The organism is Leisingera sp. ABM4_103 (assembly GCF_056158685.1).
On sequence record NZ_JBSWTU010000005.1, the window covers coordinates 3,375,281 to 3,399,290 of the forward strand.

Annotated in this window: 27 protein-coding genes and 1 tRNA gene; 11 read left to right on the plus strand and 17 right to left on the minus strand. The window is 61.3% G+C overall.

Annotated elements, in window-relative coordinates; translation table 11 throughout:
- Nucleotides 1–154 precede the first annotated feature (154 nt).
- Nucleotides 155–823 carry an invasion associated locus B family protein gene (locus ACXAED_RS18365; protein WP_475052147.1) on the plus strand — a complete coding sequence of 223 codons (669 nt, stop codon included), beginning with the start codon at nucleotides 155–157 and terminating at the stop codon, nucleotides 821–823.
- Nucleotides 824–894: 71 nt separating this feature from the next.
- Here ACXAED_RS18365 and ACXAED_RS18370 read toward each other — a convergent pair whose 3' ends face one another.
- From ACXAED_RS18370 to ACXAED_RS18385, 4 genes are read right to left on the minus strand one after another with little or no spacing between them, the layout of a single operon-like run.
- Nucleotides 895–2,103 carry a beta-ketoacyl-[acyl-carrier-protein] synthase family protein gene (locus ACXAED_RS18370; RefSeq protein ID WP_475052149.1) on the minus strand — a complete coding sequence of 403 codons (1,209 nt, stop codon included), beginning with the start codon at nucleotides 2,101–2,103 and terminating at the stop codon, nucleotides 895–897.
- An 8-nt stretch (nucleotides 2,104–2,111) separates the two neighbouring features.
- Entirely contained in the window at nucleotides 2,112–2,369 is a 258-nt protein-coding gene (locus tag ACXAED_RS18375) for an acyl carrier protein (RefSeq protein WP_475052152.1), read from the minus strand.
- 48 nt (nucleotides 2,370–2,417) lie between these two features.
- Nucleotides 2,418–3,491 (minus strand): UDP-3-O-(3-hydroxymyristoyl)glucosamine N-acyltransferase, encoded by a 1,074-nt coding sequence (gene lpxD / locus ACXAED_RS18380; RefSeq protein ID WP_475052153.1) that lies wholly within the window; start codon nucleotides 3,489–3,491, stop codon nucleotides 2,418–2,420.
- A gap of 39 nt (nucleotides 3,492–3,530) precedes the next feature.
- Complete coding sequence (locus tag ACXAED_RS18385; RefSeq protein WP_475052155.1) at nucleotides 3,531–5,159, minus strand: L,D-transpeptidase family protein; 1,629 nt, start codon at nucleotides 5,157–5,159, stop codon at nucleotides 3,531–3,533.
- Nucleotides 5,160–5,507: 348 nt separating this feature from the next.
- Here ACXAED_RS18385 and mepK point away from each other — a divergent pair, with 348 nt between their 5' ends.
- The 3 genes from mepK to ACXAED_RS18400 all read left to right on the plus strand — a co-directional run bounded on the left by mepK (nucleotide 5,508) and on the right by ACXAED_RS18400 (nucleotide 6,756).
- Nucleotides 5,508–6,077, plus strand: coding sequence for a peptidoglycan L,D-endopeptidase MepK (gene mepK / locus ACXAED_RS18390; protein WP_475052158.1), 570 nt, complete (start codon nucleotides 5,508–5,510; stop codon nucleotides 6,075–6,077).
- A 166-nt stretch (nucleotides 6,078–6,243) separates the two neighbouring features.
- Nucleotides 6,244–6,320, plus strand: a tRNA-Arg gene (locus ACXAED_RS18395).
- Between the two features lie 103 nt (nucleotides 6,321–6,423).
- On the plus strand, nucleotides 6,424–6,756 hold the full coding sequence (locus ACXAED_RS18400) for a PilZ domain-containing protein (RefSeq protein ID WP_475052160.1): 333 nt from the start codon (nucleotides 6,424–6,426) through the stop codon (nucleotides 6,754–6,756).
- Between the two features lie 34 nt (nucleotides 6,757–6,790).
- Here the strand turns inward: ACXAED_RS18400 and ACXAED_RS18405 are convergent, their stop codons facing one another.
- On the minus strand, nucleotides 6,791–7,660 hold the full coding sequence (locus ACXAED_RS18405) for a LysR family transcriptional regulator (RefSeq protein ID WP_475052162.1): 870 nt from the start codon (nucleotides 7,658–7,660) through the stop codon (nucleotides 6,791–6,793).
- A gap of 98 nt (nucleotides 7,661–7,758) precedes the next feature.
- On the opposite strand from ACXAED_RS18405, the gene tmpA reads away from it, so the two are divergent.
- Complete coding sequence (gene tmpA / locus ACXAED_RS18410) at nucleotides 7,759–8,892, plus strand: 2-trimethylaminoethylphosphonate dioxygenase (RefSeq protein ID WP_475052165.1); 1,134 nt, start codon at nucleotides 7,759–7,761, stop codon at nucleotides 8,890–8,892.
- A 3-nt stretch (nucleotides 8,893–8,895) separates the two neighbouring features.
- Nucleotides 8,896–9,501 carry a (R)-1-hydroxy-2-trimethylaminoethylphosphonate oxygenase gene (gene tmpB / locus ACXAED_RS18415; RefSeq protein ID WP_475052168.1) on the plus strand — a complete coding sequence of 202 codons (606 nt, stop codon included), beginning with the start codon at nucleotides 8,896–8,898 and terminating at the stop codon, nucleotides 9,499–9,501.
- 102 nt (nucleotides 9,502–9,603) lie between these two features.
- Here tmpB and ACXAED_RS18420 read toward each other — a convergent pair whose 3' ends face one another.
- The 11 genes from ACXAED_RS18420 to iscR form a co-directional block, all read right to left on the minus strand.
- A complete protein-coding gene (locus ACXAED_RS18420) occupies nucleotides 9,604–10,824 on the minus strand; it encodes a cysteine desulfurase (RefSeq protein WP_475052170.1) in 1,221 nt (406 codons plus the stop codon).
- Entirely contained in the window at nucleotides 10,817–11,401 is a 585-nt protein-coding gene (locus ACXAED_RS18425; protein WP_475052172.1) for a YIP1 family protein, read from the minus strand. Before ACXAED_RS18425 ends, ACXAED_RS18420 begins: the two co-directional genes overlap by 8 nt.
- Nucleotides 11,398–11,883, minus strand: a complete 486-nt coding sequence (locus tag ACXAED_RS18430; RefSeq protein ID WP_475052174.1) for a YIP1 family protein — start codon at nucleotides 11,881–11,883, stop codon at nucleotides 11,398–11,400. Before ACXAED_RS18430 ends, ACXAED_RS18425 begins: the two co-directional genes overlap by 4 nt.
- Nucleotides 11,883–13,163, minus strand: a complete 1,281-nt coding sequence (locus ACXAED_RS18435; RefSeq protein WP_475052175.1) for a SufB/SufD family protein — start codon at nucleotides 13,161–13,163, stop codon at nucleotides 11,883–11,885. Before ACXAED_RS18435 ends, ACXAED_RS18430 begins: the two co-directional genes overlap by 1 nt.
- Complete coding sequence (gene sufC, locus ACXAED_RS18440; RefSeq protein WP_475052177.1) at nucleotides 13,164–13,919, minus strand: Fe-S cluster assembly ATPase SufC; 756 nt, start codon at nucleotides 13,917–13,919, stop codon at nucleotides 13,164–13,166.
- A 41-nt stretch (nucleotides 13,920–13,960) separates the two neighbouring features.
- Nucleotides 13,961–14,563, minus strand: coding sequence for a hypothetical protein (locus tag ACXAED_RS18445; protein WP_475052178.1), 603 nt, complete (start codon nucleotides 14,561–14,563; stop codon nucleotides 13,961–13,963).
- A gap of 17 nt (nucleotides 14,564–14,580) precedes the next feature.
- Nucleotides 14,581–14,895, minus strand: coding sequence for a YbjQ family protein (locus ACXAED_RS18450; RefSeq protein WP_475052180.1), 315 nt, complete (start codon nucleotides 14,893–14,895; stop codon nucleotides 14,581–14,583).
- Nucleotides 14,892–15,161 carry a hypothetical protein gene (locus tag ACXAED_RS18455; RefSeq protein ID WP_475052181.1) on the minus strand — a complete coding sequence of 90 codons (270 nt, stop codon included), beginning with the start codon at nucleotides 15,159–15,161 and terminating at the stop codon, nucleotides 14,892–14,894. The genes ACXAED_RS18450 and ACXAED_RS18455 overlap by 4 nt, the downstream gene beginning before the upstream one ends.
- A 3-nt stretch (nucleotides 15,162–15,164) precedes the next feature.
- Nucleotides 15,165–16,688 (minus strand): Fe-S cluster assembly protein SufB, encoded by a 1,524-nt coding sequence (sufB, locus tag ACXAED_RS18460; RefSeq protein WP_475052182.1) that lies wholly within the window; start codon nucleotides 16,686–16,688, stop codon nucleotides 15,165–15,167.
- Nucleotides 16,689–16,702: 14 nt separating this feature from the next.
- A complete protein-coding gene (locus tag ACXAED_RS18465) occupies nucleotides 16,703–17,746 on the minus strand; it encodes a cysteine desulfurase family protein (protein WP_475052184.1) in 1,044 nt (347 codons plus the stop codon).
- 129 nt (nucleotides 17,747–17,875) lie between these two features.
- Nucleotides 17,876–18,334 (minus strand): Fe-S cluster assembly transcriptional regulator IscR, encoded by a 459-nt coding sequence (gene iscR / locus ACXAED_RS18470; protein ID WP_475052185.1) that lies wholly within the window; start codon nucleotides 18,332–18,334, stop codon nucleotides 17,876–17,878.
- A 187-nt stretch (nucleotides 18,335–18,521) separates the two neighbouring features.
- Here iscR and ACXAED_RS18475 point away from each other — a divergent pair, with 187 nt between their 5' ends.
- From ACXAED_RS18475 to ACXAED_RS18485, 3 genes are read left to right on the plus strand one after another with little or no spacing between them, the layout of a single operon-like run.
- Entirely contained in the window at nucleotides 18,522–19,175 is a 654-nt protein-coding gene (locus tag ACXAED_RS18475; protein ID WP_475052187.1) for an alpha/beta hydrolase, read from the plus strand.
- Nucleotides 19,175–19,417 carry a hypothetical protein gene (locus ACXAED_RS18480; RefSeq protein ID WP_475052189.1) on the plus strand — a complete coding sequence of 81 codons (243 nt, stop codon included), beginning with the start codon at nucleotides 19,175–19,177 and terminating at the stop codon, nucleotides 19,415–19,417. Before ACXAED_RS18475 ends, ACXAED_RS18480 begins: the two co-directional genes overlap by 1 nt.
- The gene (locus ACXAED_RS18485) at nucleotides 19,414–20,583 is read left to right on the plus strand and encodes an HD domain-containing protein (protein ID WP_475052191.1); all 1,170 of its coding nucleotides are present in this window, start codon (nucleotides 19,414–19,416) and stop codon (nucleotides 20,581–20,583) included. The genes ACXAED_RS18480 and ACXAED_RS18485 overlap by 4 nt, the downstream gene beginning before the upstream one ends.
- Before the next feature lie 24 nt (nucleotides 20,584–20,607).
- On the opposite strand, the gene ACXAED_RS18490 is transcribed toward ACXAED_RS18485, so the two are convergent.
- A complete protein-coding gene (locus ACXAED_RS18490) occupies nucleotides 20,608–21,390 on the minus strand; it encodes a class II glutamine amidotransferase (RefSeq protein ID WP_475052193.1) in 783 nt (260 codons plus the stop codon).
- A gap of 247 nt (nucleotides 21,391–21,637) precedes the next feature.
- On the opposite strand from ACXAED_RS18490, the gene ACXAED_RS18495 reads away from it, so the two are divergent.
- Both ACXAED_RS18495 and typA read left to right on the plus strand, forming a co-directional pair.
- Entirely contained in the window at nucleotides 21,638–21,973 is a 336-nt protein-coding gene (locus ACXAED_RS18495; RefSeq protein ID WP_475052195.1) for a DMT family transporter, read from the plus strand.
- 92 nt (nucleotides 21,974–22,065) lie between these two features.
- Nucleotides 22,066–23,886: a translational GTPase TypA gene (gene typA, locus ACXAED_RS18500; protein ID WP_475052197.1), complete on the plus strand. Its 1,821-nt coding sequence runs from the start codon at nucleotides 22,066–22,068 to the stop codon at nucleotides 23,884–23,886.
- Nucleotides 23,887–24,010: the final 124 nt, after the last annotated feature.

Sequence of the window (24,010 nt, forward strand, 5' to 3'; positions counted from 1 at the left end):
GGGCCATCGGGTTCCCTTTTTTGTTCTTATTCAGCACCTTCCACGATTGAGGCGGTTTGAGCGGAATTCCCCGCTGATCGTCTGATATTGACCTGACACTGTCCGGACAGCGTGTTACACGCGAGAGCAGCGTCTGTAGAAAAATGAGGCATTCATGTTGAAGTCCCTGACCCCGATCACGCTGGCCGCAATGCTGGCAATGGCCGCGCCGCTGGCGGCGCAGGAAACGGCAGCGGAAGAGGAAGCCGCCGGGGCGGAAACCGCAGAACAGGCTGAGCAAACCGAACAGGCGGAGCAAGGCGAGCAGGCGGAATCAACCGCGGATCAGCTCCTTGACCTGGGGGAGCCGGTCAGCAACGGCCCGCAGCTTGGTCAGCGTTATTCCAAGGAAAAGCACGGCGACTGGGATCTGGCCTGCATCAAGACCGAGGGCGAGAGCGACCCCTGTTCGCTGCTGCAGATCCTGTCAGGCCCGCAAGGCAACCCGATTGCCGAGGTTTCGTTGTTCCGGATTGAGCAGCAGGGCGGCCAGGCGGTTGCCGGTGCAACCGTGATTGTTCCGCTCGAAACCCTGCTGCCAGCCGCGCTGACCATCTCGATCGATGGCGCGCCGGCCAAGCGCTATAATTATTCCTTCTGCAACCAGCTGGGCTGTGTGGCGCAGATCGGCCTGACCCAAGGCGACATCGACGCCTTCAAGAAAGGCAAGGAAGCCACCCTGTCGCTGCGCCCCGCACCGGCGCCGGAACAGGTGGTGGAGATGAAACTGTCGCTGAGCGGGTTTACCGCAGGCTATGACGTGGTGGACGTGGTCAAGCAGTAACGCCAGCCACCCGCCTGAACCCAGAAACGCCGCGTCCCCCCTGGGCCGCGGCGTTTCCGTTTTCTAGGTCTTCAGACCTTGCGCAGGGCCAGCACCGCGTTCAGCCCGCCAAAGGCAAAGGCATTGGACAGTGCAACCTCGACCGAGGCCTCGCGCGCCTCGTTCGGGACCACATCCAGGTTGCATTCCGGGTCCGGCTCCTCATAGCCGATGGTCGGCGCAATCACCCCGTCGCGCAGCGCCATGATGCAGGCCAGCAGTTCCACCGCTCCGGTGCCGCCGATCAGGTGGCCGTGCATGGATTTGGTGGAGGAGATCATCAGGCTGTCCGCGTGCGGGCCGAAGACATCCGCCACCGCAGCGCATTCGGTCTTGTCATTGGCGGCCGTTCCGGTGCCATGCGCGTTGATATAGCCGACCTCTGAAGCGCTGACGCGGGCATCCTGCAGCGCGCCGGCAATGGCCCGCGCGGCGCCCTGCTTGCTGGGCATGACGATATCGGCGGCATCCGAGGACATCGCGAAACCGATGACTTCGCACAGGATTTCTGCGCCGCGTTCCTTGGCGTGGTCATATTCCTCGAACACGAAGACGCCGGCGCCTTCGCCCTGCACCATACCGTTGCGGTTGGCGCTGAAGGGGCGGCAGGCGTCCTTGGACATCACCCGCAGGCCCTCCCAGGCTTTTACGCCGCCAAAGCACAGCATCAATTCCGAGCCGCCGGTGATCATCACCGGGCTCATCCCCGAGCGAACCATTTGGAACGCCTGCGCCATCGCATGGTTGGAGGACGCGCAAGCGGTGGAAACGGTAAAACTCGGCCCCTTGAGGTTGAACTGCATCGACACATGGCCGGCCGCGGCATTGTTCATCAGCTTGGGCACCACAAACGGATGCACCCGGTTCTTGCCGTCCTCGTAGACGCTGCGGTAGTTCTCATCCAGCGTCTGCATACCGCCTCCGGAGTTGCCCAAAACGACACCGGCCTTGGCCGACAGCTCCCCATGAAACTCCAGGCCGGATTGTTCGATAGCTTCCTTGGCTGCGGTGAGGGTGAACTGGGTGAAGCGGTCATAAAGGCTCATCTGCTGCCGGTTGAAGCGGCCTTCGGCCTCGAACCCGCGGACCTGGCCGCCGATGCGGATCGCCAGCCGGTCCACATCGCGGAACTCCAATTCTCCGATTCCGCAGCGGCCTTCCCGCATGGCCTCCAGCGTGGCCGGCACCGAATGGCCCAAAGCATTGATAGTCCCGGCCCCGGTAATGACAACGCGCTTCATGAGTGGGCTTACGCCTTTTCCGTGATCAGCTTGTCGATGCCTTCGACGATGGCCGCGACATTGGAGATGTCAAAGTCGCTCTTCTCGGGCTCATTGGCATTGAAGGGAATCGAAATGTCGAACTCCTCTTCAATGGCAAAGATGCTTTCGACCAGCCCCAGGCTGTCGATGCCAAGATCCGCCAGGGTACTGTCGAGGGTCACATCCGACGGTTCTAGAACCGCCTGTTCGGCAATGATTGCAATGACCTTGTCCTGCGTGCTCATGAAAGGATCCCCGATTTTCTGCCTGAAGCTGATGTAAGTATGCGGCCGCTACTTGAAAACAGCCTTTTTTAACAATTCGATGTCACGCATCAGCCGCGGCAGCCGGCGCTGTGCCTTATACATCTCTGTGTGGGTCTCCATCTTGACGCCCGGGTAGCCCATGATCACGCGGCCCGCGGGCACGTTCGACAGGATCTTGGTGCCGCCGCCGGCAATCACACCGTCGCCGATGAAGATGTTGTCGACCACACCGCACTGGCCGCCCAGAACAACGTTGTTGCCGATGTCCACCGACCCGGAGATCCCTGTCTGGCCGCACAGCAGGCAGTCATTGCCGACGCGGGTGTTGTGGCCGACGTGAACAAGGTTATCGAGTTTGGTGCCATTGCCGATCACGGTGTCGCGGATGGTGCCGTTGTCGATGGTGCAGTTGGAGCCGATCTCCACATCATCACCGATGGTGACAGCGCCCAGCGAATGAATGCGGACCCAGGATTGTGCCTTGGCCTCGCCTTGGTCGCCCAAGGTCTTGCGGGCGTTTTCGGCGCCGGAGACCTCCGGCGTCACATAGGAGAACCCGTCGCCTCCGACTCGCGCTCCCGGCTGAGCGCGGAAGCGGTCCCCAATGGTGGCGCGGGCGCCGATCGAAACCATCTCGCGCAGCTGGGCCTCCGCACCGATCACCGCATCTGCACCGACAAAGCAATGCGGGCCGATGATGGATCCTGCGCCAATCCTGGCACCGGCCGCAACAACCGAAAGCGGACCCACAGAGACGCCCTCGCCCAGCTCGGCGCTGGGATCAACGACGGCGGAGGGGTGAATGCCTGCGGGGAACCCCTGTCCGCGGTCCAGCATGGCGGTCACGCCGGACATTGTCATCCGCGGACGCGTCGCAAAGATCGCGGCCTTGAGCCCGAAAGACTGCCAGTCCGCGCCTTCCCACAGCACTGCAGCCTGGGCGTTGCCTGCCTGCAGGCCTTCGGCGTATTTCGGCGCCATCGCCATGGCGATCTGGCCGGCTTCAGCATCCTGCGGTTCAGCCGCGCCTGCAATCTGCAGGTCCAGGTCGCCCTGGGCTTCAGCGCCCAGGGACTCGGCGATCTGGCGGATAGTGAACATGGCAGGCCCTTTCAGAATAATCCTGTATGGGCCCGGTATTTACCCTTGAACGCTGGGCAGCACCACCCCTGCCCGTTCCAGCGCGGCCCAGATCTTGGCGTCGCGGCCATAGACATCGCGGCGGAATTCCGCACGGCCTTTGCTGGAAACAACTGCGGTCCGGTAGATGATGTGCACCGGCACCTTCTGCTCCAGCTCGACCTTGGTTTCCCGGCCGCTGTTCAGGATGCGGTGGAAGAAGGCTTTGGGGTCTTCGGTCTGGCGCGCCAGCAGCGCATAGGCAAATTCGAACGGCTGCGCGAGACGGATGCAGCCGTGCGAGAAGGCGCGCACTTCACGCGCAAACAAGCTTTTTTGCGGAGTGTCGTGCAGATAGATGTTGTACTTGTTCGGGAACATGAACTTGACCAGACCCAGCGCATTGCTGCGGCTGGGGGGCTGGCGCATGGAATAGGGGAAGTTCCGCGCTGTGTACTGCGAAAAATCGGCAGAACTGCGGTTCACCACCCGGCCGCGGCGGTCGGTGATCTGGATGTGGCCCACGGCATTGGGGTTATTTCGCAGCTTGGGCAGGTATTCCTTGGTGATGATCGAGCGAGGCACATACCAGCTCGGATTGATCACCATATGCTCCATCTCGTCCGAGAATTCGGGGCTGCGGCGGTCGTGGGTATTCTTGCCGATCACCGAGCGGGTTTCAAAGGTCACATCGCCATTGTCGACGATTTTGGCGGTGAAATCGGTCTGATTGACCAGGATGTGACGCTCGCCCCGGTCCGGGGTCAGCCAGCGTTCCCGCTCCATTGCGATGATCACCGATTTCAGACGGTCGCTGACCGGTTTGTTGACCTCTGCCAGAGTGCCGGCGCCCGCCACGCCATCGGTCTCCAGTCCATGATCCGCCTGAAAGCTCTGCACCGCCTGAACCATCGCGGCGTCATAGCTGCGCGCGGCGCTGCGCTGCAGATAGCCCATCGCCATCAGCCGGTTGCGCAAGGCAATGACCGCCGGTCCCTGCTCACCAGGTTCCAGCTTCTTGGCCTGCACCACGGGCCCCCAGCCGCCGGCGGCCAGAACCTGCTCCAGACGCAACTTCTCGCGCATTAGTCCGCGGTATTGCTGGGATGCGGGCACCAGGCCGCGCATATAGGCAAAGGGCTGGGCGTCGCGGATGCCGGCAAGGAAGCTGGCGCCGTCCACAGTATGCTTCTTGCGCACCATGCCATCATCAATCCGCGACGGCACCAGAAGGCCGGTCTGCAGGTCGGTGGCATAGTCCACCAGCGCCTTGCTCAGCGCCGCCTCAACCATGCCGATGTCGCGGGTGGTGCGGGCCTCTTGCATCTGCTGCAGCAGGGCGTTGACCTCCGCAGAGCGGTCCGGCAGCCCATGCGCACGGGTGTCGTTCAGCGCGGCCAGCAGCGCGTTGCGGCGTTGGAGAGACGCTTCATCCGATCCGGTCCAGATCGCCTGATAACTGTTCTCCCGGTAAAAACTGGCGACCGCTTCGTCGGTTGAGGCCGCCTCAGCCACGGCCTGACGGAAGGCCGCCGGTATATCTGCCTGCGCCGTGCCGGCGGTGGTTCCGGCAGCCAAGCCGCTCAAGGCCAGAGCAAACAGCCCTGCCTTGAGCCCCGGCAAAAAATATCCAGCGGATGCGCGCGTCATAAATCTCCGGTCCTTGTGCCGTTTTTTCCAATTTTGGCAGTGCCTATCTGAAATTCTGGTAAATGCCAGCCTGCGTTGTCCACTCACAATCGCGAAAAGTTAACCCTGATGCACCGTTGCCGCGTCTATGAAACCCGCCTGCAACAGTCGCGGGGAAAAGTTCCATCGCCCTCCCCTTTTGCGCAAGAAATCGCCGAAAACCCGGTCATACGTTACAGTGCGGCAAAGAAATGTTGGAACAAGATTCTCACTGTGCCATACATGCCGCACGTTAACTAAGAGCGTTGACGAGCCCGTAACATCGGGCGTTTAGGCAGGACTAACAGCGTACGGGACGGCGCAGTATCAATGGCAGAAACCACGGGCACGGGGATCTCCCGGCGTTCTCTTTTGGGTGTTTTTGCTGCAACCGCAGTGACAGCAGCCCCAACCTTCTCAAGTGCAGCAGGCTTCTTGCGCGGCGGCGGTGATATCAGGCGCATCCGCATGTATTCCGGCCGCACCGGCGAGCGTGTCGACATGGTGTATTGGATTGACGGCCAGTACATCAAAGACGCGGTCAAGGAAATCAATCACTTCATGCGGGACTGGCGCACGGATGATGTGAAGGAAATCGACCTGCGCACCATCGACATCATGGCGGCGTCTCACAACCTTCTGGATGTGAATGAGCCCTACATGCTGCTGTCGGGCTACCGCAGCCCCAAGACCAACGCGATGCTGCGCAGCCGCTCGCGCGGGGTGGCCAAGAACTCGCTGCACATGCGCGGCCAGGCTGCTGACTTGCGGCTGGCATCGCGGTCGGTGTCGCAGATGGCGAAAGCCGCCGAAGCCTGCCGCGCCGGCGGTGTCGGTAAATACGCACGCTCCAACTTCGTGCACATGGATTGCGGTGTTGTCCGCACCTGGCGCGGCTAATCACCCCCTCCATTGCAAGAATGCAAGCCTGCCCGTCCCGGGGCGGGCTTTTTTTGTCTTCCCCGATACCGCCCCTGATTACACAAGCCTATCTCAGGAAATTGGAAACAGGCAGTTTTTCCCGTTGCAGAGGTAGCAAAGCACGGGTATACCCCGGCCTAACGACGCACCTGTAGCTCAGCTGGATAGAGCGCTGCCCTCCGAAGGCAGAGGCCAGAGGTTCGAATCCTCTCAGGTGCGCCATTTCACCGCAAAAGCTCTCCAATCCTTACGACCTTTAAGGTTTCGTAAAGAGCGTGATGCTAGCAACGCTGCTGATATCTCCCGATGCGGCCAGTGAGGCAGAATGGTACATTCCAACTCTATTTTCCGGACTGCAGAACCGACAGAGCCCCGGCTTCGTCTGAACTTGCCCTGCGTTGTCAATCTGTCCGGATCCAAACAGGAAGCCACGGTTTACAACATCAGTTACAGCGGTTTTGCTATCCGCCTTCCCGAAGGCCACGAAACTTTCGCTCTGGCAGATCTGAACTCGGTCACCATCGGGGATATCGGTGAGTTTGAAGTTCGCACCCGGTGGCGCAAGGACGTGAGAATTGGCTTCAAGTTCTACAGCAAGCGCGGCGCCCGGCCAGAACTGGATGCATATTTCACCCGTATCGGCGAGTACCCGACCTGAAACCACGAACACTGTCCTGGATGCTGGGCCAAAGTCAGCTTTGAAGCGCGGCAGTGAGTGCGGCCAGAACTTCTGTCTGCCGCTTGGACTTTCCCTGACTGGCAGGCCAGGTCAGCCAATAGCCGTCGATGGTGGCCAGTTCAGGCGCGCCGGCACTTTCCAATTGCCCGGTGCGCAGAAGATTGGCTGCCAGAGCCGTGGACCCCAGGACCACGCCCATTCCCAGCCGCGCCGCCCGCAATGCGTGAGCCATGGAATCGGCTGAAACGGCTCCCTCTTCCGGCACGGCTTCCCCCGTTACCCGGGCCCACTCAGCCCAGCCGGGGCGCTCCCCGCGCAGTTCGATTGTCGGCAGGTTCCGCCAGTTTTTTGCATGTTCCGGTGCCGCCATCGGCTGCAAAACTTCATTTGCGAGCAGAACGTCGTCGCGCCCTTGCCAGCCGCCGCGCCCGAAACGGATGTGTAAAGCCCCGTCAGCGGCCTCAAAGTCCAGCCGCTTGGGCACAGTTTCTGTAACCAGCCGCACGTCCGGATAGGATTCAGAAAACGCAGCAAGCCTCGGCAGCACAAGCATTTCCACGTGCGACGGCAAACCCGCAATCCGAAGTTCACGTACCGTTTGGCCGAACAGGTTCTCGGTTCCCTGCTCCAGCGCGCGTAGGGAGTCATGCACCAGCGGCAAATAGCTTTCGCCGTCCACGGTCAGCGTTACCCCGCGAGCGGAGCGGATAAACAGCTGGCGGCCCAGCCAGGATTCGAGATTGCGGATCCGCTGGCTGACCGCGGCCTGGGTGGCTCCGAATTCTTCGGCCGCGGCGGTGAAACTGCCGTGCCGGCCCGCCGCCTCAAACACTTTGAGCCAATCAAGCGGCGGCAGCCCCTGTTTGGTGATTTTCTTTGGCATTAGAAAACCTAACTCTCGAACCCTGAATTCCGTCGTTCTCTAGATGGCTCAGCCGCGGTACCAGCGCAAGGAAGAACCAAGCCAACCGGAGAAACCCCATGCCCCGTTCCGTGATCGCTGACGCATCCGGCAGCTTTCTGACCCTGACATTCGACGACGGCAGCCAAAGCCGCTTTCACGCGATCTGGCTGCGGGACAACGCGCTGGATCCCGAGACCCGCGACCCTGGCAACGGCCAGCGGCTGATTACCATCGGCGACATTCCGGCGGATACCAAAATCAGCACTGCTCTGGTGGAAGACGGCGAACTGACCGTGACATTCTCCCCCGGGGGCAAGACCGTTACCTTCCCCGGAAACTGGTTAAAGTCCAACGCATATGACGTTGAAAAAATAACTGATTTTGGCCGGACGGCTCTGGGCGTCCAGACCTGGGACAGCGGCCAGCCGGCCCCGGCCTTTGACTGGAACGAAGTACAGTTCGAGCCGGAGATCAAGCGCAACTGGCTGGATGCCATCGCCCGCCTCGGCTTTGCCAAGCTGGTGAACGGCCCGGTGCGCGAGGGCGCACTGATTGATTGTGCCGCAATGTTCGGTTTTGTGCGTGAGACCAACTATGGCAAGTACTTCGAAGTGCGGACCGAGGTGAACCCGACCAACCTGGCCTATACCGGCCTGGGCCTGCAGGCGCATACCGACAATCCTTATCGCGATCCGGTGCCCAGTTTGCAGATCCTCTATTGTCTGGAAAACTCCGCCGAGGGCGGTGACAGCATCGTGGTGGACGGTTTCCGCGCGGCCGGGCGCCTGCGCGAAGAAGACCCGGAGGGCTTTGCCCTGCTGGCAGGCTACCCGGCCCGGTTTGAGTACAAGGGCTCTGACGGGGTCCATCTGCGCTCGCGCCGCCCGATGATCGAACTGTCGCCCGATGGCGAGATGATTGCGGTGCGGTTCAACAACCGGTCCTCGGCGCCCTTCGTCGACATTCCCTTTGAGAAGATGGAAGCGTATTACGCCGCCTACCGCCGCCTGGGCGAATTCATTGACGATCCAGAAATGGGCGTGTCGTTCAAGCTGGAGCCCGGGGAAAGCTTTATTGTCGACAACACCCGCGTGCTGCACGCGCGGCTTGGCTATTCCGGTGCAGGGTCGCGCTGGCTGCAGGGGTGCTACGCCGACAAGGACGGGCTGCTGTCCACCCTGAACGTGCTGAACGCCCAACTGGAGGGTTGAGACATGAGCAAGCCGGACGTCAGCAAGCTGAACCGCGAAAACATCGTTGAGTTCATTGGCGGAATCTTTGACCGCCGCGGGGACGAGGAATACTTGGGTGAGCCGGTCACCATGGCCGAACACATGCTGCAAGGCGCCACGATTGCCGAGCAGAACGGTCAGCCGGAAGAAATCATCGTGGGGGCTTTGCTCCACGATATCGGCCATTTCACCAGTGAGTTTGGGATGTTCTCAATGAACGACACCGAAGACCGCTTTCATGAGGAAGCTGGTGCCGAGGTGCTGGAACGGTTCTTTCCTTCGGTAATCACCGATTGCGTACGCTATCATGTGGCCGCGAAACGTTACCTCTGCGCGACCAGGCCGGAATATTTCAACCGGCTGTCAGAGGCTTCCGTGCACTCGCTCAACCTGCAAGGCGGGCCGATGAACGCTGAGGAAGTGGCAGAGTTCGAGAAGAATCCGAACCTAAAGCAAATTCTCGCAGTGCGGTATCTGGATGAGGCCGGCAAGCGCGCGGATATGGAAACCCCGGACTACTGGCACTTTGCACCGATGGTGCAGCGGATGGTCGATATGCATATGGGTGCGGGAAATTCCGCAAGATAAGCGACCCGCAGGATCTCTTGGGATCCCAAGGCTGTTACCAAGCTGGAAAATGCGAAACGGCGCCGTGACGGGCGCCGTTTTCTTTTCGATCTGCATCTTAGATCAAGCAAACAGCTCATGCGCCAATTCCAGCGCATTGATCAGCGTGTCGACCTCTTCCTTGGTGTTGTAGAGGCCAAAAGACGCGCGGCAGGTTGCGGAAACCCCCAGGTGGTCCATCAGGGGACCGGCGCAATGATGGCCCGCACGCACCGCGACGCCTTTCTTGTCCAGGATGGTGGAGATGTCATGAGCATGCGCGGCGCCTTCCATGGTGAAACTGAAAATCGCTGCTTTACCCGGTGCTTGTCCCTGCACGTTGATCCAGTTCAGACCGGTCAGCCGCTCCATCGCATAGTCACGCAAGCCGCCCTCGTGCTTGGCAATGTTCTCCATGCCAAGGTCCATCATGTACTCCAGCGCCACGCCCAGACCAATGGTCTGAACAATGCCCGGCGTGCCCGCCTCGAACTTCATCGGCGGATCATTGTAGATGACCTGCTCCTTGTGGACTTCTTTGATCATGTCGCCGCCGCCTATAAAGGGGCGCATTTCGGCCATGCGCTCTGGCTTGATGTAGATCGCTCCGGATGCGGAGGGGCCATAGAGCTTGTGGCCGGTGATCGCATAGAAATCGCAGCCGATGTCCTGCACGTCGACCGGCATGTGGACCGCGCCCTGCGAGCCGTCGACCAGCACCGGCACACCCTTGGCATGGGCGCCTTGGGTGATGGCTTTGACGTCCACCACGGTGCCCAGGACGTTTGAGCATTGGGTGACCGCTACCAGCTTGGTCTTGGGGGTGATAGCGTCAATGACCTTCTGCGGATCGAGGCTGCCATCGGCCTCGGTATCGACCCATTTCAGCACTACCCCCTGACGCTCCCGCAGGAAGTGCCAGGGCACGATGTTAGCGTGATGCTCCATCACGGACAGGATGATCTCTTCGCCGGCCTCAAACCGGGGCATCGCCCAGCCATAGGCAACAAGGTTGATGCCCTCGGTAGTGCCGGAGTTCAGCACGATGGTGTTTTCGTCGCCCGCATTCAGGAACCGGGAAATAATGCCTCGGACGGCCTCATACTTTTCGGTCGCGAGGTTGGAAAGGAAGTGCAAGCCACGGTGAACATTGGAATATTCTTCCGCATAAGCCTTGGTCACTGCATCGATCACCACCTGGGGCTTCTGGGCCGACGCACCGTTGTCGAGATAGGTCAGCGGCTTGCCGTTCACCTCACGCGAGAGGATCGGGAAGTCGGCACGGATTTTTTCGACGTCATACATTTTCGGGCAGTCCCAGATTGGCTGGGCCGATCAGACCCACGATGAAGAGTAGAGCAAACACCAGGATCAGGCTGGCCATCAAAACCACCCCAAGCGAGCGCCAGACGGAGCCGAACCTGTGCGCCGCGTTGACGAAATGCAAGAGGATAAAGAACACTACGATATTGGCGGCAATGTTGAGCAGCGCCGCCAGCGCCGGAAGGACCAGGAACACCGCCACAATGGCACCGTTCAACGCGGCCTGCAGCAACTGCAGCCAGGTGATCAGCGCCAGCAGCGACGGCAGGTCACCCTGCCCGCCCAGCCAGCGGCCGGTGGTGGCAAGCATCGCAATGAAGCTGAGTTGCAACACCAGAACCACTGCGAAATAGGCACCGGGCGCAAACCGTGGCAGCAAGACTTCCGGCGGCAGCGGGAACAGAACCTGCTGCAGGGTGTAGACGCAGGTGTTCAGCACCACGGACAGCAGGAACGCGGTCCACAGCGCTTCCCGCGGCCAATCGCGCGCCAGGATCTGCATCGCGGCATCGCGCGGAGACTTGATTGTCAGCAGGGCAAAAGCAGCCAGAGCGTTCATGACTTTGTCCAATACCCTTGGATCATGCCGGAAATCCAGAACCACAGAAAGACGGCGCACCACAGTGCCCCCACCAGGTTCAGCGCCGCACCGGCGCCGATGAAACCGGCCACGAGGCCGTTCAGCAGGATCAGCGGGCTGGAGGCCAGAAACGCCCAGAACAGCGCAAGCCGGGCCCGATAAGCATCACCCTGCCCGCCCACGGCCCGGGCAATCCAATGCGCAACCAGTGCCAGGACGTAAAGCAGCAGCGGCGCGATAAAGACGATGCCCAGCAGCGCGCCGCCCAAAAGCATGTTGAGCTCCTGCCCCGTCAGATGCGCCTCGCGGGCCAGTTTTGGCATTTGCGCCACAAAGGTCAGCACGCAGCCAACAATGAGGAACACCAGCAGCCGGTCCTCGCGGGCGCCCATGCTGAGAAGCCGCGCAAAAACCTTGCGCGGCCCCTTGTAGGTTGCGGGGATATCCGTGGTTACGGACATCAGCGGCGCCGGGCCAGCCAGCCTTCGAGGCGGGAGACGATGTCGGCGGCAATCTCCGCATCTTCGATCTCATCCACCGCTTCGGCCAGGAAGGCCAGCGTCATCAGGTCAGTGGCCTCTGCGTGCGGCACCCCGCGGGAGCGCAGGTAGAACAGCCCTTCCTCGTCGATCGCGCCAGAGGTCGAACCGTGCGAGCAGGCCACGTCGTCGGCGTAGATCTCCAGCTCAGGCTTGGCCAGGAACTGGCTGTCGTCGTCCAGCAGCAGCGACTGGGAAATCTGATATCCGTCAGTCTTTTGCGCGCCTTCCTTCACCAGGATCTTGCCCTGGAACACGCCGGTGGCACCGTTGCGCAGCACCTTCTTGAACACCTGACGGCTTTCGCAATTCACGGCGTCATGAGTGATGAAGACCGTGTCGTCGTGGTGGAAGTCGCCGTCGCCGACGCAAGCGCCCGCGATATGGGCCACCGCGTCATCGCCGGTCAGCTCGATCACCGCCTCGTTGCGGGTCAGCACGCCGTTCACTGTGAGGGTGAAGGACTTGAACACCAACTCGGTGCCCAGGCGGGCAAACAGGTGGGTGGCCGCGCGGCGCTCATGGTCACGACCTTGGGCGCGCACCAAATGCAGCTTGCCGCCGTCGGCCACGTCGATCTCCATGCACTTGTTAAAGCGCGACGCCGCCGGGCCGTTTTCAAGGATCGTCACCTCGGCACCGCTTTCCACGCGGATCACGTGGTGCAGGATCGCATCGGAGTTTTCGTCCGAATGCACATAGGTGAAGTTCACAGGTTTGGAGACCTTGCCGGTCACCCGGATCGCTACGCCATCGCTGGCAAAAGCGGTGTTCAGCGCTGCCAGCGGACGTTCCACCGGGGTCTGCCCGCGTGCTTCAAGAACACCGTACAAGTCCTTGGCCCAATGGATATCCTTGCAGCAGATATCCTCGATCCGGTCGATGGTGACACCTTCCAGAGACAGATCGTCGGAGGCTTCTGCATCAAACACGCCATCAACGAAAACGATGTTCAAACGCTCAAAGGCACTGAACATCGGGGCTTCATCGGCGTCGAACACCGCCGCCTTGGGCGCGCCGGCCTGCACCAGCGTGTCCGGCTTGGTGTATTTCCAGTACTCGTCGCGGCGGCTGGGCAGGCCCATGGTCTGGACCCGCGACAGCGCGGCCTCGCGGGCCGCCTTGAGGCAGCCGCTTTCCGGCAGGCTCAGCGCTGACAGCCGTGCCTCGGTTGCGCTTTGCTTGACTTCGGGCAGGGCCATTTACGCCTCCTCTGCCAGGATGCCGGCGTAGCCGTTGTTTTCGACTTCCAGCGCCAGCTCGGGGCCGCCGGTCTTGACGATGCGGCCGTTGGCCAGGATGTGCACCACGTCCGGTTTGATGTGGTCCAGCAGACGCTGGTAGTGGGTGATCACCAGGAAGCCGCGGCCTTCGTCACGCAGGGCGTTCACGCCTTCGGCCACCAGCTTCATCGCGTCCACGTCCAGACCGGAGTCGGTCTCGTCCAGGATGCACAGCTTCGGCTCCAGCATCGCCATCTGCAGGATCTCGTTGCGCTTCTTCTCACCGCCGGAGAAGCCGACGTTGACCGGACGCTTCAGCATCTCGGCGTCGATCTTCAGGGTTTTGGCCTTGGCGCGGACTTCCTTCAGGAAGTCGGAGGCCGACAGCTCTTCCTCGCCGCGGGCCTTGCGCTGTGCGTTTACCGCGGTGCGCAGGAAGGTCATGTTGCCGACACCAGGAATTTCGACCGGGTACTGGAACGCCAGGAACATGCCCGCCGCGGCGCGCTCTTCCGGCTCCAGTTCCAGGATGTCTTCACCTTCCAGCTCAGCCGAGCCTTCGGTCACTTCATAGCCGTCGCGGCCCGACAGGACATAGGACAGGGTCGATTTGCCCGAGCCGTTCGGCCCCATGATCGCATGCACCTTGCCCGCTTCGACGGTGAGGTCGACGCCGTTCAGGATCTGCTTGTCTTCGTCTTCAAGCTTGACGTGCAAGTTTTTGATTTCGAGCATTTTTGCCTCTCGCATAGTACTGTTCCGGCAGCCGTCGGCGCCTAGAAGGTTTTGGTGTAAAGCGTCAGGATCTGGGTCAGATCCCGGCGCGGAAGTTCATCGGGGAGCAGGTCGAACCGGGCCATGCGGCCGCGGATTTCAACCGGCTTCACCCATCTTTCGACCTGCTTGTACAGCGCCCGCCCCGCGTAGTCGTCAAACAGGACGGTGACGGGCTGTTCCGTCCGCAGCATGACGGTCAGAAAGCAGGCCGCGCGGAAGCGGCCGTCAATCAAAACCAGATCCGGTGCCTCAAAGGTTTCAAGATCCCATACGGAGTTCGGATACTGGTGAAACCGCCGCCACATGTCATTGTTCAGCGGCCGTCCCCACTTGCCGGTCTTGCCGATATTGGCGTGGTGCAGATACACCTCGGACTTGGCCCCGGCCTGACGCAAATACCGCTTCATCATGCGGTACCACATCTTGTCGGACTCAACGGAAAAGACCTTTTTCCCGCTCAGCTCAGACGCCAGCACAGTTGAGCCGCCGCTGCCGTATTCCAGGATGACATTTGCCGCCTGGTAATGGCTGCACACCCATTCCGCCTCTTCCGGCGGCAGGGTGAGCGCCGGGCGCTCGATCAGCTGCTCGTCTTTGGCCATGCCCGTCTCCCGGCCCCTTAGCCCAGCACCACGGCGGTGCCGCTGGCCGAGACCATCAGCATGGACTGGCCGACCACTTCATAGTCCAGATCGACGCCGACCACGGCATTGGCGCCCTTGGCCCGGGCGCGCTCTTCCAGCTCGCTCAGCGCGGTTTCGCGCGCGTCCTGCAGCTTGCTTTCATAGGCGCCGGAGCGGCCGCCGACGATGTCGGTGATCGAGGCAAAGACATCGCGCACCACATTGGCGCCCATGATCGCCTCGCCCACCACGATGCCCTTGTATTCGGCAATCTGGTAGCCTTCGACGGAGTTGGTGGTTGTGACGATCATCTTTTCCAATACTCCAACACTTTTGATCCTTGCCGGTAAGTGAACATCCACAAAACCAAAAAGGGGCCGCCAAATACCGCCAGGCATAACACTCCAGCGATCACTCCGTTGACGGCGACGGCCGCGACAAGAGTGATTACAAAAACCAGGAAAAGAGGACCGGCAATGCGGCGCAGGAACCAGGTGAACGCGACGGCGCGAACGCCTTCTTTCGCGTTGTATTCAAAGGCCTTGACCTCTGCATCTGCCCTCTTGTCCAAGTTCACTGCTTACCCCACCGAGCCTTCCAGCGAAATTGCAACCAGCTGCTGGGCTTCCATGGCGAACTCCATCGGCAGCGCCTGCAGCACGTCCTTGCAGAAGCCGTTCACCACCAGAGCCACAGCCTCTTCCTCGTCCATGCCGCGCTGGCGGCAGTAGAACAGCTGGTCGTCGTCCACCTTCGATGTGGTCGCCTCATGCTCCACGCGGGAGGAGTTGTTTTTGACCTCGATGTAGGGAACCGTGTGCGCCCCGCATTTGTCGCCGATCAGCAGGCTGTCGCACTGGGTGTAATTGCGGCTGTCCTTGGCCTTGGGGTGCATAGACACCAGACCGCGATAGGTGTTCTGCGCCTTGCCTGCAGAGATACCCTTGGAGACGATGCGCGATTTGGTGTTCTTGCCCAGGTGCACCATTTTGGTGCCTGTGTCGGCCTGCTGCATATTGTTGGCGATGGCGATCGAGTAAAACTCGCCTTGGCTTTCGTTGCCGCGCAGGATGCAGGACGGGTATTTCCACGTCACAGCAGAGCCGGTCTCCACCTGGGTCCACATCACCTTGGCGCGGTCGCCGCGGCAGTCGGCGCGTTTGGTCACAAAGTTGTAGATACCGCCCTTGCCGTTTTCGTCGCCCGGATACCAGTTCTGGACGGTGGAGTATTTCACCTCGGCATCTTCCTCGATGATGATTTCCACCACCGCGGCGTGCAGCTGCGCGGTGTCGCGCTGCGGTGCGGTGCAGCCTTCCAGATAGGACACATAAGAGCCCTTGTCGGCGATGATCAGGGTCCGCTCGAACTGGCCGGTGTTTTCCGCGTTGATGCGGAAATAGGTCGACAGCTCCATTGGGCAGCGCACGCCCGGGGGCACGTAGACAAACGAACCGTCAGAGAAGACGGCGGAGTTCAGCGTCGCATAGAAGTTGTCCGAAACCGGAACAACGGTGCCAAGATACTTTTTCACCAGTTCCGGATGCTCGCGGATCGCCTCGGAGATCGAGCAGAAGATGACGCCCGCCTCTTTAAGCTCCTTCTGGAAGGTGGTGCCGACGGAGACGGAGTCGAATACCGCGTCCACGGCGACCTTGCGGCCTTCTTCCGGAGTCTCGCCTGCGCCTTCGACGCCTGCCAGAATCATCTGTTCTTTCAGCGGGATACCCAGCTTCTCGTAGGTCGCCAGCAGCTTGGGGTCGACCTCCTCCAGCGACTTGGGCTTGGTTTCCATCGACTTGGGGCGGGCATAGTAATACTGGTCCTGGAAGTCGATTTCCGGGTAGCTGACCATCGCCCAGTTCGGCTCGTCCATCTGCTCCCAGCGCTCAAAGGCCTGCAGGCGCCATTCGGTCATCCATTCGGGCTCTTCGTTCTTTTCCGAAATCAGTCGGACGATATCGGGGTTCACGCCCTTGGGCGCGTATTCCATCTCGATATCGGTTTCCCAACCGTATTTGTAAGCACCGCCTACCTCGCGGACTGCGTCCACGGTTTCCTGGTCAACACCTTCCTTGACTTGGGTCTGGTCCAAAGCGGCCATTATCTTCTCCTCACTCACGCCGCGTGGGCGCGATGTTTCTTTTCTTTTTGCAGCCACGCCTCGGCAAAGCGCAGCACGTCTTCTTCTCTCGTCTCCGGCCCCAGCGACACGCGCACCGCGCCTTGTGCCGTGGCCTCGTCATATCCCATGGCGGTCAGCACCGCGCTAGCGCGCACCTTGCCGCTGGAACAAGCGCTGCCCGCGCTGATGGCAAATCCCGCAAGGTCCATCTGCATGACCTGGGTCTCGCCCTTCCAGCCGGGCGTTGCGAAACACAGGGTGTTCGGCAGCCGCTTCTGATCCTTCCCGACAAAAATAGTATGGCTTGCGCCAGACACAAGCGCCTTTTCTAGAATATTTCTAAGTTCTTCAACCCGCTCCCAGACGCCATCGGCCAGATCTTTGGCAGCAGCTTCAGCTGCGGCGCCGAAGCCAGCGATTCCAATGACATTTTCGGTGCCGGACCGGCGGCCCATCTCCTGGCCTCCGCCTTTTATCTGAGCCGACAGGTCGGTACCGCGTTTCATCACCACCGCGCCGATGCCCTTGGGGCCGCCCAATTTATGCGCTGAGATCAGCGCCATTTGAGCGCCAAGCCAGTTGAAGGCAACCGGCAATTTACCGAATGCCTGGGTCGCATCGGTCACTGCCAGGCCGTCCGGCAAGCGCTGAACAATGCCCGTTTCCGAATTGGCCAGTTGCAAGGTTGAAGCGGCAGGAGCGGTAATTTCCACCGCACCGTCGGAGCCTGCATTCAGGTCCTCGACGGTCCAGGCCCGCACCGCGTCATGCTCCACCGGTGCGCCATGCAGGCCGCGGCCGGCCAGCGCCAGCGACGCGCCCTCGGTTGAACCGGAGGTAAACACGATATCCGCGCCATCGGCTCCAAAAGCGGCAGCCACCTGCGCCCGCGCCTTTTCGACCAGCGCCTTGGCGGCCCGGCCCTCGGCATGGACCGACGACGGGTTGCCGCAGACGTCCATCGCTGCAATCATCGCAGCCCGCGCTTCGGGACGCAGAATGGCGGTGGCGTTATGATCGAGATAAACACGTTTCATAGATGCATCTTTTTGCGGATCGCTGCCGCGTCATACGCGGCCTTGCACCAATGCGCAAAGCCTTCCCGCACAAATTGTGAGGTGGGTCCGATATAACCGGACAGGGTGGCGCAGCGAGTCACCGGCACCTCAGTCATCCACCACGGCAAACAAGCTCGGCACCGCCGGGCATGGCGCCAGGTCGTTCTTGATCACGTCGGACAGGCGCGTCTGATGCAGAAACACATAGACATGCGCGCTGAGGCCTTCCCACAGGCGGTTGGTCAACGATTGCGCCCGACTCCCGGACAGCGCCCCTGAGGCGCCAGCCCCCTTGTGCATAGCGTCAACCGTTTCGTCCACGGCGGACAGCACATCGACAACCCGAATTTCCGACGCCGGCATGGCCAGACGGTAGCCGCCGCCAGGGCCGCGAACTGATTCAACCAGCCCGGCACGGCGCAGTTTGACAAAAAGCTGCTCAAGGTACGGCAGGGAAATATCCTGACGCTTGGAGATATCGCCCAAAGGCACCAGATCACCCTGCGTTTGCAGCGCGATATCGGCCAAAGCGACCATGGCATAGCGCCCCTTGGTGGAAAGCTTCATCTATGTCTCCTCGAAATCAGAGCGGCCACGCGAAAACATTGACCTCGCCCGCGTCTGTGCGTATCTCAGCTTGACGGTGTTCGGCTCTGGCCTGCGCCCTTGATTAGAACTGTTCTAAGATGCCTGACGGAACCCGTCAAGTATTCTGCCAGCAGACCCGAAAACGAGATTAGGATTTAAACCGCCCATGCCCGAGGTCATCTTTCCCGGACCCGAAGGCCGCCTCGAAGGCCGCTATCACCCGCAAAAAGAAAAAGACGCCCCGATCGCCATCGTGCTGCACCCGCATCCGCAGTTCGGCGGCACCATGAACAACAAGGTTGTCTACAACCTGCATTACGCATTCTACAACATGGGCTTCACCGTTCTGCGGTTCAACTTCCGCGGTGTTGGCCGCAGCCAGGGCGAATACGACCAGGGCGTCGGCGAACTGTCTGATGCGGCGTCGGCTCTGGATTATCTCCAGTCGATGAACACCAACTCCAAGCATTGCTGGGTCGCGGGCTTCTCCTTCGGCGCGTGGATCGGTATGCAGCTGCTGATGCGCCGCCCCGAGATCACCGGGTTCATTTCGGTTGCCCCGCCGGCCAACATGTACGACTTTTCCTTCCTGGCGCCCTGCCCGTCCTCCGGTCTGATCATCAACGGCACTGCCGACCGCGTGGCGCCGCCTGCTGATACCGCCAACCTGGTCAGCAAGCTGCATGAGCAGAAGGGCATCACCATCACCCACACCGAGATTGAGGGCGCGGACCACTTCTTCCAGGATCCGTATATGGACACGATGATCGGCAATGTGAGCGATTACGTGAAGCGCCGCCTGACGGAGACGTCGCGCTGATGAGCACAATCGAGACGCTGGCCCAAAAACTGGCGGTCGATACGCTCAAAGTTCAGGACGCCAGCGGCGAGGACCGGCTGTACGTCGAGGTGGGCCAGGTGCTGGGCGCTGCCTCCCAATCGCTGGAAGAGGCGTTTCTGACCGAAATGCGCGTGCGTCTGGCGGAACGCAAGGCGCGCGAGTTCCTCAATCAGAAAGTTTCCGCGCTGCAGGCACAGCTGGAAGCCAAGGGTGACGCGTGAGCGCCCGTCTGGATGCCCAATTCGCCTTCCTGCTGGAAGCGGACAAGCTGCGCTGCGTGGAGCGCCAGAACCTGATCCTGGATTGCAGCCGCCGCGAAAACTCGGCCGAGCACAGCTGGCATCTGGCGCTTTATGCGCTGGTGCTGGCACCGTTTGCCGCGCCGGAGGTGAACATCTTCCGCGCCATACGGATGCTGCTGCTGCATGATCTGGTGGAGATCGACGCAGGCGATCATCCTATCACCGATGAGGTCGACTGGGACGCCGTTTCGCGGTCTGAACTGGCCGCTGCTGACCGCCTGTTTGGCCTGCTGCCCGCGGATCAGGGCGCAGAATTCCTGACACTGTGGCAGGAGTTCGAAGCCTCTGAAACGCCCGATGCGCGCTTTGCCAAGCGAGTGGACCACTGCCAGCCGGTCTTTCAGACCCTTTACGGCGCAGAGCCGTTGGACTGGCATGTCGGCGTGGTCCGGCAGAACCTGTTTGGCGGCCGCGCAGCCGCGCTGGAGCATGACTTGCCCGAAGCGTTTCACCACGCGCTGGCCCTGCTGGGAGAAGACACCGGATTTGATTGCAGCAGGCTGACGGCCCGCCTTCCTTTCCTGAATGAAGCCGACAACCTGAAACTTGTCACCCGCGCATCCAAGCTCGGCGACGGCTCGCGGCACGAAAACTCGGCAGAGCACAGCTGGCACATCATGCTTTACGCTTGGGTGCTGGCAGAGCACAGCGCGGATGCGGCGGATGTGGACCGGGTGCTGCAGATGCTGCTGCTGCATGACCTGGTGGAAATCGACGCAGGCGATGCTCCGATCCACGGGGTGGTCGATCCTGCTGCCCTCGCTGCCCTGGCCGCTGAGGAGCAAGCTGCCGCAGACCGTTTGTTCGGCCTTCTTCCCTTGGAGCAGGGCGCGCCGATGCGCGCCATCTGGGAAGAGTTCGAGGCCGCGAGCAGCGCAGATGCAGTCTTTGCCAAGTCCATTGACCGGGTGCAGCCGGTGCTGCTGAACCTGCTGAACGGCGGTGGCAGCTGGGTAGATTACGACGTGACCCTGCCGCAGCTCGAGGCCCGCGTCGGCGCAAAGGTCAGCCGCGGCACCCCCGGCGTTTGGGACTATGTGCGCACAACGGTCGAACCCTGGTTCCGGGAGGCCGGGCGCCTGTAGCAGCAGGCGCCCCCGCACTGAACGTCACTCCAGAAACGGTTGAAACGGCTCGATTTCCGAACCTTCTCTGGTCAGCGTCAGAAACGCGCCCGGCTTCAACTCGCTCCAGGCTTCGCCGGTCTGCTCCAGCGGCTCCGACACCACCGCCCAGCCGTTCATGCTGCTGCTCCAGCGGTAATAGACCGAGGGCGCAATACTGTCCGAGGAATAGCGCGCCGCATAAAGCCTTTGCCCGTCCGACATTGCTACGGACAGGCGCATATGCGGCGTGGTTCCCCGCGCCCGCGACAAGGCCTCCATCCGGGCAACCGCCCGCTCCAGCGCCGCTTTCGGGTCGGTATCCAGGCCTTCCTGCAAGGCGAGCAGAAACAGCACCTCGCTGTCGGTGGCCCCTTTGCGGTGCTCATACAGCTCATCAGGGATGCACATGTCAGCATGGCGGCGGAATTTCTCAAAACCGCCGACCTGGCCGTTATGCATGAAACTCCACCGTCCCGCGGTGAAGGGATGACAGTTGTTGCGGCTGGTTGCCGACCCTGTCGAGGCGCGCACGTGGGCCAGGAAAAGGCCTGATTTCACCTGCTGGACCAGCGCCCGCAGATTGCAGTCCGACCAGGCCGGATAGACATCGCGGTACAGGCCAGGCTCCGGCCGCTGCCCGTACCACGCGATGCCGAACCCGTCGCCGTTGGTTGCCGTCTTGCATTCAGCCGCCTTCTGGCTTTGGGCAATCAGGGAATGCGCGGGAATTGAAATGATGTCTTCCAGGAACACATCAGCCCCCGAATAGGCAGCCCAGCGGCACATATGGCAGTCCCCCGCACCAGTTTGGGAATCGGACCGGAGTTTTTTCGGCACCGGATTATTGGAACAATCTCCTAAGAAACTCCCAAATCACAGTCCAGTGTGTTCGCGCACAGTCGCCTGTTCACCGCCGCGGCAGGCGGAAAAGCGGCAGTTGGTGACGCATCGGGACTTCCTTGAACGCGGCGGATAAGGTACCGGGGAAACAGGCCCGCCGTTGCGGGGGCAAGCGCGCAGAACGGAGGCAGAGATGCCGGTACATTACTTCTACCTGATCATTGCCGTAGCCGCGGAAACAATCGGAACCACGGCATTGCAAGCCAGCCAGCAGTTTTCCCGTCTTGGGCCGTCGCTGATCGTGCTGGTTGCCTATGCCTTTTCCTTCTACATGATGGGGCTGACGCTCAAGTTCATGCCTGTGGGCATCGTCTATGCCATTTGGTCCGGCCTCGGCATCCTGCTGATTGCGGTGATTGCCTTCTTTGTCTTCGGCCAGAAACTGGATCTTCCCGCAGTCATCGGCATGCTTCTAATCATGTCCGGTATCGTCATCATCCACCTGTTTTCCAAGTCCTCGGGCCACTGAACCGCATTTGCAGGCCATATGGCGGTTTTTCTCTGGCCTTTGAACCGGGATCGGGCTATGCGCGGCCCAACTTCCTTACAAAGGCGAACGTCATGGACTTGCGCAACATTGCGATCATTGCTCACGTTGACCACGGCAAAACCACTCTGGTCGACGAGCTGCTGAAACAATCCGGCGCCTTCCGCGAAAATCAGGCTGTGGCGGAACGCGCCATGGACAGCAACGATCTTGAGCGCGAACGCGGCATCACTATTTTTGCCAAACCGACCTCGGTCGAATGGAACGGCACCCGCATCAACATCGTCGACACCCCCGGCCACGCTGACTTTGGCGGTGAAGTGGAGCGGATCCTGTCGATGGTGGACGGCGTGGTGCTGCTGGTAGACGCCGCCGAAGGCCCGATGCCGCAGACCAAATTCGTGACCTCCAAGGCGCTGGCCCTGGGCCTGCGTCCGATCGTGGTGCTGAACAAGGTCGACAAGCCCGACGCAGAACCCGACCGCGCGCTGGACGAATGCTTTGACCTGTTTGCCTCTCTGGACGCAACTGAAGACCAGCTGGACTTCCCGCACATGTACGCTTCCGGCCGCTCCGGCTGGGCCGATGCCGAGCTGGACGGCCCGCGCAAGGACCTGCACGCGCTGTTCAACCTGATCGTGAACCACGTGCCGGAACCCAAGCAGATCAAGCGCCAGGACGAAGATTTCCGGATGCTGGCCACCACCCTGGGCAGCGATCCGTTTGTCGGCCGCCTCCTGACCGGCCGCGTCGAATCCGGCAAGTTGAAGGTCGGCGCCACCGTGCAGGCGATCTCCCGCATCGGGCAGAAAATCGAACAGTTCCGCGTCACCCGGATCCAGGCCTTCCGCGGTTTGGCCCAGCAGGACATCGAAGAAGCCCAGGCGGGCGACATCGTCTCCATCGCCGGCATGTCCAAGGCCACTGTGGCCGACACCATCTGCGCGCTGGCCGTGGATGAACCGCTGGACGCCCAGCCGATCGACCCGCCGACCATCACCGTCACCTTCGGCATCAACGACAGCCCGCTGGCTGGCCGCGACGGCAAAAAGGTGCAGTCGCGCGTCATCCGCGACCGCCTGATGAAAGAGGCCGAAAGCAACGTCGCCATCAAGATCCAGGACACCCCCGGCGGCGAGGCCTTCGAAGTCTCCGGCCGCGGCGAACTGCAGATGGGCGTTCTGATCGAGAACATGCGCCGCGAAGGTTTCGAGCTGTCGATTTCCCGCCCGCAGGTGATCATGAAGGAAGTCGATGGTGTCCGCATGGAGCCGATCGAAGAAGCCACCATCGACGTGGATGACGAATACTCCGGCGCGGTGATCGAGAAGCTGACCGGCGCCCGCAAGGGTGAGCTGGTCGAGATGAAGCCCGCAGGTGCAGGCAAGACCCGTATCATCGCCCATGTCCCCTCGCGGGGCCTGATCGGCTACCACGGTGAGTTCCTGACCGACACCCGCGGCACCGGCGTGCTGAACCGCGTGTTCCACGGCTGGGCACCGCACAAGGGCGCAATCCCGGGCCGCCGCGCCGGCGTGCTGATCTCGATGGAGAACGGCCAGTCTGTGGCTTACGCCCTGTGGAACCTGGAAGAGCGCGGCAAAATGATGATCGGGGCCCAGGCCGACATCTACACCGGCATGATCATCGGCGAGCATTCGCGCGACAATGACCTGGAAGTGAACCCGCTGAAGGGCAAGAAGCTGACCAACGTCCGCGCCTCCGGCACCGACGACGCGGTGCGTCTGACCACCCCGATGACGCTGTCACTGGAAGAGGCCATCGCCTACATCAACGATGACGAACTGGTCGAAGTGACACCGAACAACGTGCGTCTGCGCAAGCGTTACCTGGACCCGCATGAACGCAAGCGGATGGCCAAGGCCGCAAGCTGACACAGACCTGAAAAGGCGCCTTCGGGCGCCTTTTTTACGCGGCCGACTTAGTCTGCACCGCAGCAAAAAGGGGGCACCCAAGGCACCCCTTCATCTTTCCCAAAATACTCAAAAAAGGCGGCAG

What these genes read in the sequence shown, in the direction of transcription:
- ACXAED_RS18480 (WP_475052189.1), top strand. Translation starts at nt 19,175, where the DNA reads ATGAGCACAATCGAGACGCTGGCCCAAAAACTGGCGGTCGATACGCTC.
- ACXAED_RS18430 (WP_475052174.1), bottom strand. Translation starts at nt 11,883, where the DNA reads ATGTCCGTAACCACGGATATCCCCGCAACCTACAAGGGGCCGCGCAAG.
- ACXAED_RS18370 (WP_475052149.1), bottom strand. Translation starts at nt 2,103, where the DNA reads ATGAAGCGCGTTGTCATTACCGGGGCCGGGACTATCAATGCTTTGGGC.
- ACXAED_RS18450 (WP_475052180.1), bottom strand. Translation starts at nt 14,895, where the DNA reads ATGATCGTCACAACCACCAACTCCGTCGAAGGCTACCAGATTGCCGAA.
- typA (WP_475052197.1), top strand. Translation starts at nt 22,066, where the DNA reads ATGGACTTGCGCAACATTGCGATCATTGCTCACGTTGACCACGGCAAA.
- ACXAED_RS18490 (WP_475052193.1), bottom strand. Translation starts at nt 21,390, where the DNA reads ATGTGCCGCTGGGCTGCCTATTCGGGGGCTGATGTGTTCCTGGAAGAC.
- lpxD (WP_475052153.1), bottom strand. Translation starts at nt 3,491, where the DNA reads ATGTTCACTATCCGCCAGATCGCCGAGTCCCTGGGCGCTGAAGCCCAG.
- ACXAED_RS18495 (WP_475052195.1), top strand. Translation starts at nt 21,638, where the DNA reads ATGCCGGTACATTACTTCTACCTGATCATTGCCGTAGCCGCGGAAACA.
- ACXAED_RS18400 (WP_475052160.1), top strand. Translation starts at nt 6,424, where the DNA reads ATGGTACATTCCAACTCTATTTTCCGGACTGCAGAACCGACAGAGCCC.
- sufB (WP_475052182.1), bottom strand. Translation starts at nt 16,688, where the DNA reads ATGGCCGCTTTGGACCAGACCCAAGTCAAGGAAGGTGTTGACCAGGAA.
- ACXAED_RS18365 (WP_475052147.1), top strand. Translation starts at nt 155, where the DNA reads ATGTTGAAGTCCCTGACCCCGATCACGCTGGCCGCAATGCTGGCAATG.
- ACXAED_RS18425 (WP_475052172.1), bottom strand. Translation starts at nt 11,401, where the DNA reads ATGAACGCTCTGGCTGCTTTTGCCCTGCTGACAATCAAGTCTCCGCGC.
- ACXAED_RS18420 (WP_475052170.1), bottom strand. Translation starts at nt 10,824, where the DNA reads ATGTATGACGTCGAAAAAATCCGTGCCGACTTCCCGATCCTCTCGCGT.
- tmpB (WP_475052168.1), top strand. Translation starts at nt 8,896, where the DNA reads ATGAGCAAGCCGGACGTCAGCAAGCTGAACCGCGAAAACATCGTTGAG.
- tmpA (WP_475052165.1), top strand. Translation starts at nt 7,759, where the DNA reads ATGCCCCGTTCCGTGATCGCTGACGCATCCGGCAGCTTTCTGACCCTG.
- ACXAED_RS18475 (WP_475052187.1), top strand. Translation starts at nt 18,522, where the DNA reads ATGCCCGAGGTCATCTTTCCCGGACCCGAAGGCCGCCTCGAAGGCCGC.
- ACXAED_RS18385 (WP_475052155.1), bottom strand. Translation starts at nt 5,159, where the DNA reads ATGACGCGCGCATCCGCTGGATATTTTTTGCCGGGGCTCAAGGCAGGG.
- ACXAED_RS18405 (WP_475052162.1), bottom strand. Translation starts at nt 7,660, where the DNA reads ATGCCAAAGAAAATCACCAAACAGGGGCTGCCGCCGCTTGATTGGCTC.
- sufC (WP_475052177.1), bottom strand. Translation starts at nt 13,919, where the DNA reads ATGCTCGAAATCAAAAACTTGCACGTCAAGCTTGAAGACGAAGACAAG.
- ACXAED_RS18465 (WP_475052184.1), bottom strand. Translation starts at nt 17,746, where the DNA reads ATGAAACGTGTTTATCTCGATCATAACGCCACCGCCATTCTGCGTCCC.
- ACXAED_RS18435 (WP_475052175.1), bottom strand. Translation starts at nt 13,163, where the DNA reads ATGGCCCTGCCCGAAGTCAAGCAAAGCGCAACCGAGGCACGGCTGTCA.
- ACXAED_RS18445 (WP_475052178.1), bottom strand. Translation starts at nt 14,563, where the DNA reads ATGGCCAAAGACGAGCAGCTGATCGAGCGCCCGGCGCTCACCCTGCCG.
- iscR (WP_475052185.1), bottom strand. Translation starts at nt 18,334, where the DNA reads ATGAAGCTTTCCACCAAGGGGCGCTATGCCATGGTCGCTTTGGCCGAT.
- mepK (WP_475052158.1), top strand. Translation starts at nt 5,508, where the DNA reads ATGGCAGAAACCACGGGCACGGGGATCTCCCGGCGTTCTCTTTTGGGT.
- ACXAED_RS18375 (WP_475052152.1), bottom strand. Translation starts at nt 2,369, where the DNA reads ATGAGCACGCAGGACAAGGTCATTGCAATCATTGCCGAACAGGCGGTT.